Source organism: Streptomyces sp. NPDC006450 (assembly GCF_040612195.1).
In the GTDB taxonomy this organism is placed as follows: Bacteria; Actinomycetota; Actinomycetes; order Streptomycetales; family Streptomycetaceae; genus Streptomyces.
In genome coordinates this window covers 1-7,264 of sequence record NZ_JBEXPT010000198.1, presented here as the reverse complement: position 1 = coordinate 7,264, position 7,264 = coordinate 1, and the positions used below count along the sequence as shown (strand labels likewise).

5 protein-coding genes are annotated in these 7,264 nt (G+C 71.5%); all 5 read left to right on the top strand.

The window, feature by feature from the left end; translation table 11 throughout:
- Positions 1–200: 200 nt before the first annotated feature.
- The gene (locus ABZY57_RS31370; protein WP_356517720.1) at positions 201–1,355 is read left to right on the top strand and encodes a CaiB/BaiF CoA-transferase family protein; all 1,155 of its coding nucleotides are present in this window, start codon (positions 201–203) and stop codon (positions 1,353–1,355) included.
- Entirely contained in the window at positions 1,355–2,380 is a 1,026-nt protein-coding gene (locus ABZY57_RS31365; protein ID WP_356517718.1) for an LLM class F420-dependent oxidoreductase, read from the top strand. The genes ABZY57_RS31370 and ABZY57_RS31365 overlap by 1 nt, the downstream gene beginning before the upstream one ends.
- 173 nt (positions 2,381–2,553) lie before the next feature.
- Positions 2,554–3,696, top strand: a complete 1,143-nt coding sequence (locus tag ABZY57_RS31360) for an acyl-CoA dehydrogenase family protein (RefSeq protein ID WP_356517716.1) — start codon at positions 2,554–2,556, stop codon at positions 3,694–3,696.
- 59 nt (positions 3,697–3,755) lie between these two features.
- Positions 3,756–4,970 (top strand): acetyl-CoA C-acetyltransferase, encoded by a 1,215-nt coding sequence (locus ABZY57_RS31355; RefSeq protein ID WP_356517714.1) that lies wholly within the window; start codon positions 3,756–3,758, stop codon positions 4,968–4,970.
- A gap of 52 nt (positions 4,971–5,022) precedes the next feature.
- Positions 5,023–7,194 (top strand): 3-hydroxyacyl-CoA dehydrogenase NAD-binding domain-containing protein, encoded by a 2,172-nt coding sequence (locus ABZY57_RS31350; protein ID WP_356517712.1) that lies wholly within the window; start codon positions 5,023–5,025, stop codon positions 7,192–7,194.
- Positions 7,195–7,264: the final 70 nt, after the last annotated feature.

The window sequence follows — 7,264 nt, the reverse complement described above, 5'->3', positions numbered from 1 at the left end:
CGGAAGAGCCCTCCGGCGTGGGGGCGCCGGGGGGGGCGGGGGGGGCGGGGGCGGGGGCCGCCCCCCCGCGCCGGGGGAAACACCCCAACCGGCTAAGCGCTTGCTCTTGTGCTGAGTGGAACAGGTTCCTAGCATCACTGGTGTTACATCAGTTGTGTCACACAGTGGCGGAAGTGGTGCCACCGGATGCTGGGGGCTCGATGGCAGTGACAGGGAACGCGCCCGGGAGCGGCGGGGGCCCGCTCGCGGGCGTGCGCGTCGTCGAGCTGGCGGGCATCGGGCCGGGCCCGTTCGCCGCCATGGTCCTCGCCGACCTGGGGGCCGACGTGGTGCGGGTGGACCGGCCCGGCGGGGGCGGGCTGGCCGTGAACCCGGCCTTCGACATCACCAACCGGAACAAGCGCTCCGTCCTCGTCGACCTGAAGTCCGCCGACGGCCCGGCCCGCGTGCTGGACCTGGTCGAGCGCGCCGACGTGCTCATCGAGGGCTTCCGCCCCGGGGTCGCCGAACGGCTCGGCGTGGGCCCGGCCGACTGCCACGCCCGCAATCCCCGGCTCGTCTACGGCCGGATGACCGGCTGGGGCCAGGACGGCCCGCTCGCCCACACCGCCGGGCACGACATCGCGTACATCGCCGTCACCGGCGCCCTCGGCATGATCGGCAACCCGGGCGAACCCCCGGCCGTCCCCGCCAACCTGGTCGGTGACTACGCGGGCGGCTCGCTCTACCTCGTCATCGGCGTCCTCGCCGCCCTTCAGCACGCCCGCACCCCCGGCGGCACGGGCCAGGTCGTCGACGCGGCCATCGTCGACGGCACGGCCCACCTCACCGCCATGATCCACGGGATGATGGCGGCCGGCGGCTGGCAGGACCGGCGCGGGGCCAACCTTCTCGACGGCGGCTGCCCCTTCTACGGCAGCTACGAGACCTCCGACGGCGGGTACATGGCCGTCGGCGCGCTGGAGCAGCAGTTCTACGACACCTTCGTGGAGCTCCTCGGCATCAAGGGCCAGGCCCCCGCACGCAAGGACCTGGCCCGCTGGGGCGAGCTCCGCGAGGCGGTCGCCGCCCGCTTCAAGTCCCGTACCCGCGAGGAGTGGACGGCCGTCTTCGAGGGAACCGACGCCTGCGTGGCGCCCGTGCTCTCGCTGCGCGAAGCCCCGCACCACCCGCACCTGGCCGCCCGCGGCACCTTCACCGAGGCGGCCGGGATCACCCAGCCAGCCCCCGCGCCCCGCTTCTCCGCGACCCCGGCCGCCGCCGTGGGCGGCCCCGCGCTGCCGGGCGCGCACACGGAGTCGGTGGCGGCCGACTGGGGCGTACCGGGGCTGCTGGGGAAGGAGTCCGACGCCTGATGGAACTCTCGATGATGCTCGACTACTCCGCGGACCCGCGCCGCGCCGCCGACGCGGCGGCGGAGCTGGAGACGGCCGGGCTCGACGCGGTGTGGGTGGCCGAGGCCTGGGGCTTCGACGCCCCGACGATCATGGGGTACCTGGCCGCCCGCACCGAGCGGATGAAGATCGGCTCGGCCATCCTCAACGTGTACTCGCGCACCCCCGCCCTCATCGCCCAGACGGCGGCGGGCCTCGACGCGATGTCCGGCGGCCGGGCCATGCTCGGCCTCGGGGCGTCGGGCCCCCAGGTGGTCGAGGGCTGGCACGGGAAACCGTACGACAAGCCGATCGGCCGGACCCGCGAGACCGTCGAGCTGTGCCGCCGCATCTGGCGCCGCGAGACCATCGACCACCACGGCATCACCGACATGCCGCTGCCGCCCGAGAAGGGCGGCCGGCACGGCAAGCCGCTGAAGATGCTGACCCGGCCGGTCCGCGCGGACATCCCCGTCTACGTGGCCTCGCTGGGACCGGCCAACGTGAGGATGACGGCCGAGATCGCCGACGGCTGGCTGCCGACCCTCTTCGTGCCGGAGAAGGCCGGCGCCGTATGGGGGAGCGCGCTCGCCGAGGGCGCGGCCCGGCGCGCGCCGGAACTCGGCCCGCTGCGGACGGTGGCGGGCGGACTGCTCGCGATCGGCGAGGACGCGGCGGCGCTGCGGGACCTCGCACGGCCGCAGATCGCCCTGTACGTCGGCGGCATGGGCGCGGTCGGCAAGAACTTCTACAACGACCTGGCCGTCGCCTACGGATACGGCGAGGAGGCGCGCAGGATCCAGGAGCTGTACCTCGCCGGCCGCAAGCGCGATGCCGCTGCCGCCGTACCGGACGAGCTGTGCAAACTCACCACGCTGTGCGGGCCCGAGGGCTACGTACGCGAGCGGGTCGAGGCCTTCCGGGCCGCCGGGGTGACCATGCTCAACGTCACGCCCGTGGGCCCCGATCCGGCCCGGCTCATCGACACCGTCAAGAACTGGCTCTAGGGGGTGTCCGCCCGATCGGGCCGGGCTCGCGGCGTCCGGCACCGCGCCTCGCCGCGTTGTCGTCGTTCGCCGGCGCTCCGCGTCGACTCCCTCCTCCGCCGTGCGACGCACGGCACCAGACGCCGCTCCCCGATCCGGCCCGATCGACAAGACATCCCCAGGAGGCCCTCCCCATGAAACGCCAGCTCTTCGACGCCGACCACGAGGCGTTCCGCGAGACCGTCCGCACCTTCCTCGCCAAGGAGGTGCTGCCGCACTACGAGCAGTGGGAGAAGGACGGAATCGTCAGCCGCGAGGCCTGGCGGGCCGCGGGCCGCCAGGGGCTGCTGGGCCTGGCCGTCCCGGAGGAGTACGGGGGAGGCGGGAACACCGACTTCCGGTACGCGGCCGTGATCGCCGAGGAGTTCACCCGGGCGGGCGCCGCCGGACTCGCGATCGGCCTGCACAACGACATCATCGGGCCCTACCTGACCTCCCTGGCCACGCAGGAGCAGAAGCGCCGCTGGCTGCCCGGCTTCTGCTCCGGCGAGATCATCACGGCCATCGCGATGACCGAGCCGGGCGCGGGCTCCGACCTCCAGGGCATCCGGACCACCGCCGAGGACGCGGGCGACCACTGGGTGCTCAACGGCTCCAAGACCTTCATCTCCAACGGCATCCTCGCCGACCTGGTGATCGTGGTCGCGAAGACCACCCCCGAGGGCGGGGCCCACGGGATGTCGCTGCTGGTCGTGGAGCGCGGTACGGAGGGCTTCGAGCGCGGCCGCAACCTCGACAAGATCGGCCAGAAGGCACAGGACACCGCCGAGCTGTTCTTCAACGACGTGCGCGTCCCCAAGGAGAACCTGCTGGGCGAGCTGAACGGCGCCTTCGTCCACCTGATGACCAACCTCGCGCAGGAGCGGATGGGCATCGCGATGGCCGGCATCGCCGCCGCCGAGTACCTGCTGGAGATCACCACGCAGTACGTGAAGGAGCGCGAGGCCTTCGGGCGGCCGCTCTCCAAGCTCCAGCACATCCGCTTCGAGATCGCGGAGATGGCCACCGAGTGCGCGGTCACCCGTACCTTCCTCGACCGCTGCATCACCGACCACGCCAACGGGGAACTGGACCACGTCCACGCCTCGATGGCGAAGTGGTGGGCCACCGAACTCCAGAAGCGGGTCGCCGACCGCTGCCTGCAACTGCACGGCGGATACGGATACATGACCGAGTACCGGGTCGCGCGGGCCTTCACCGACGGTCGCATCCAGACCATCTACGGCGGCACGACCGAGATCATGAAGGAGATCATCGGGCGTTCCCTGCTGGCCTGACCTCCCGCCTGCCTCCCTTGACCCTCCCCACGCCTCCGCACCCCCGAAAGGCTTGACCAGTGAGCACCGAAGCGTACGTATACGACGCGATCCGCACGCCGCGCGGCCGCGGCAAGGCCAATGGCTCCCTGCACGGCACCAAGCCGATCGACCTGGTCGTCGGCCTCATCCACGCCCTGCGCGAGCGCAACCCCGGCCTGGACCCCGCCACCATCGACGACATCGTGCTCGGCGTCGTCAGCCCGGTCGGCGACCAGGGCTCCGACATCGCCCGCATCGCGGCGATCGCCGCCGGGCTGCCCGACACCGTTGCCGGCGTCCAGGAGAACCGCTTCTGCGCCTCCGGCCTGGAAGCCGTCAACATGGCCGCCGCGAAGGTCCGCTCCGGCTGGGAGGACCTCGTCCTCGCGGGCGGCGTGGAGTCCATGTCCCGCGTCCCGATGGCCTCGGACGGCGGAGCCTGGTTCAACGACCCCATGACCGGCTGGGACACCGACTTCGTCCCGCAGGGCATCGGCGCCGACCTGATCGCCACGATCGAGGGATTCTCCCGGCGCGACGTGGACGAGTACGCCTCCCTGTCGCAGGAGCGGGCCGCCGCCGCCATCAAGGACGGCCGCTTCGCCAAGTCGGTCGTCCCGGTCACCGACCGCAACGGCCTCGTGGTCCTGGACCACGACGAGTTCGTCCGCCCCGGCACCACCGCCGACACCCTCGCCCGGCTGAAGCCCTCCTTCGCGGACATCGGCGACCTCGGCGGCTTCGACGCCGTCGCCCTGCAGAAGTACCACTGGGTCGAGAAGATCGACCACGTCCACCACGCGGGCAACTCCTCCGGCATCGTCGACGGCGCCTCGCTCGTCGCGATCGGCTCGCGCGAGGCGGGTGAGCGCAACGGTCTGACGCCGCGCGCGCGGATCGTCTCGGCCGCCGTCTCCGGCTCCGAGCCCACCATCATGCTCACCGGCCCCGCCCCGGCCACCCGCAAGGCCCTCGCCAAGGCCGGCCTGACCATCGACGACATCGACCTGATCGAGATCAACGAGGCCTTCGCCGGCGTCGTGCTCCGCTTCGTCAAGGACATGGGCGTCTCCCTGGACAAGGTCAACGTCAACGGCGGCGCCATCGCCCTCGGCCACCCGCTCGGCGCCACAGGCGCGATGATCCTCGGCACCGTCGTCGACGAACTGGAGCGCCAGGACAAGCGCTACGGCCTCGTCACCCTCTGCGTAGGCGGTGGCATGGGCGTCGCCACCATCGTCGAGCGGCTCTGAATCCCGTCCTGCACCCCTGCCCCCCGGACCTTCCGAAACGAAAGCAGTGACCATGAGCGAGTCCACCACGATCCGCTGGGAACAGGACGAGACCGGCGTCGTCACCCTGGTCCTCGACGACCCCGACCAGTCCGCCAACACGATGAACCAGGCATTCAAGGACTCCATCGCCCGGGTCGCGGACCGCGCCGAGGCCGAGAAGGACTCCATCCGCGGCATCATCTTCACCTCCGCCAAGAAGACCTTCTTCGCGGGCGGCGACCTGAAGGACATGATCCGGCTGCGCCCCGAGCACGCGCGGCTGGCCTTCGACACCGGCACCGAGATCAAGCGCTCGCTGCGCCGCATCGAAACCCTCGGCAAGCCCGTGGTCGCCGCCATCAACGGCGCTGCCCTCGGCGGCGGTTACGAGATCTGCCTGGCCTCCCACCACCGCGTGGCCCTCGACGCGCCCGGCTCCAAGATCGGCCTGCCCGAGGTCACCCTCGGCCTGCTCCCGGCCGGCGGCGGCGTCACCCGCACCGTCCGCCTCATGGGCATCGCCGACGCGCTGCTCAAGGTGCTGCTCCAGGGGACCCAGTACACCCCCCAGCGCGCCCTGGACAACGGCCTGGTGCACGAACTGGCCGCCACGCCGGAGGAGATGCTCGCCAAGGCGCACGCCTTCATCGACGCGAACCCGGAGTCGAAGCAGCCGTGGGACGTCCCCGGCTACAAGATCCCGGGCGGTACGCCGTCCAACCCGCGGTTCGCCGCCAACCTCCCGGCCTTCCCGGCCAACTTGAAGAAGCAGCTGAACGGAGCCCCGTACCCGGCCCCGCGCAACATCCTGGCCTGCGCCGTCGAAGGCGCCCAGGTGGACTTCGAGACGGCACTGACCATCGAGGCCCGCTACTTCACCGAGCTGGTCACCGGACAGACCGCCAAGAACATGATCCAGGCGTTCTTCTTCGACCTCCAGGCCGTCAACGCCGGCCGCAGCCGCCCGCAGGGCGTGGCCCCCCGCAAGGTGGCCAAGGTGGCCGTCCTCGGCGCCGGGATGATGGGTGCGGGCATCGCCTACTCCTGCGCCCGCGCCGGCATCGAGGTGGTGCTGAAGGATGTCACCCCCGAGGCCGCCGCGAAGGGCAAGGCGTACTCCGAGAAGCTGCTCGACAAGGCCCTGTCCCGGGGCCGTACCACCGAGGCCAAGCGCGCCGAGCTGCTCGCCCGGATCACCCCGACCGCCGAGCCCGCCGACCTCGCGGGCTGCGACGCCGTCATCGAGGCCGTCTTCGAGGACACCGCACTCAAGCACAAGGTGTTCCAGGAGATCCAGGAGTTCCTCACGCCCGACGCGCTGCTCTGCTCCAACACCTCCACGCTGCCCATCACAGGCCTCGCGGAAGGGGTTTCGCGGCCCGCCGACTTCATCGGACTGCACTTCTTCTCACCCGTGGACAAGATGCCGCTGGTCGAGATCATCAAGGGCGAGCGCACCGGCGACGAGGCCATCGCCCGCGCCTTCGACCTCGTACGGCAGATCAACAAGACCCCGATCGTGGTCAACGACTCGCGCGGGTTCTTCACCTCGCGGGTCATCGGACAGTTCATCAACGAGGGCGTCGCCATGGTCGGCGAGGGCATCGAGCCCGCCTCCATCGAGCAGGCCGCGGCCCAGGCCGGGTACCCGGCCAAGGTGCTCTCCCTGATGGACGAGCTGACCCTCACCCTGCCCCGCAAGATCCGCAACGAGACCCGCAAGGCCTTCGAGGCCGAGGGCCGGGAGTGGGCCGAGCACCCCGCCGACAGCGTCATCGACCGCATGGTCGACGAGTTCGGGCGCCCCGGGCGCAGCGGCGGCGGCGGGTTCTACGCCTACGACGAGGCGGGCAAGCGCGCCGGCATCTGGCCGGGGCTGCGCGAGCACTTCACCACGCCGGGGTACGAGATCCCGTTCGACGACATGAAGGAGCGGATGCTCTTCTCCGAGGCGCTGGACACCGTCCGCTGCTTCGACGAGGGGGTCCTGACCTCGTACGCCGATGCCAACATCGGCTCCATCATGGGCATCGGCTTCCCGGCCTGGACCGGTGGCGTGATCCAGTACATCAACGGCTACGAGGGCGGCCCGGCCGGGTTCGTCGCCCGGGCCCGCGAGCTGGCCGAGAAGTACGGCGAGCGCTTCACCCCGCCCGCCTCCCTGGTGGAGAAGGCCGCGCGCGGGGAGACCTACGCGGACTGACCTGCGCGGACTGACCTGCGCCGACTGACCGGCCGTCGCGCGGTCCCGGGGCCTTACACGCGCCTGCTCC

Coding starts and splice junctions, on each gene's coding strand:
- ABZY57_RS31370 (WP_356517720.1), top strand. CDS start 201: ATGGCAGTGACAGGGAACGCGCCCGGGAGCGGCGGGGGCCCGCTCGCG.
- ABZY57_RS31365 (WP_356517718.1), top strand. CDS start 1,355: ATGGAACTCTCGATGATGCTCGACTACTCCGCGGACCCGCGCCGCGCC.
- ABZY57_RS31360 (WP_356517716.1), top strand. CDS start 2,554: ATGAAACGCCAGCTCTTCGACGCCGACCACGAGGCGTTCCGCGAGACC.
- ABZY57_RS31350 (WP_356517712.1), top strand. CDS start 5,023: ATGAGCGAGTCCACCACGATCCGCTGGGAACAGGACGAGACCGGCGTC.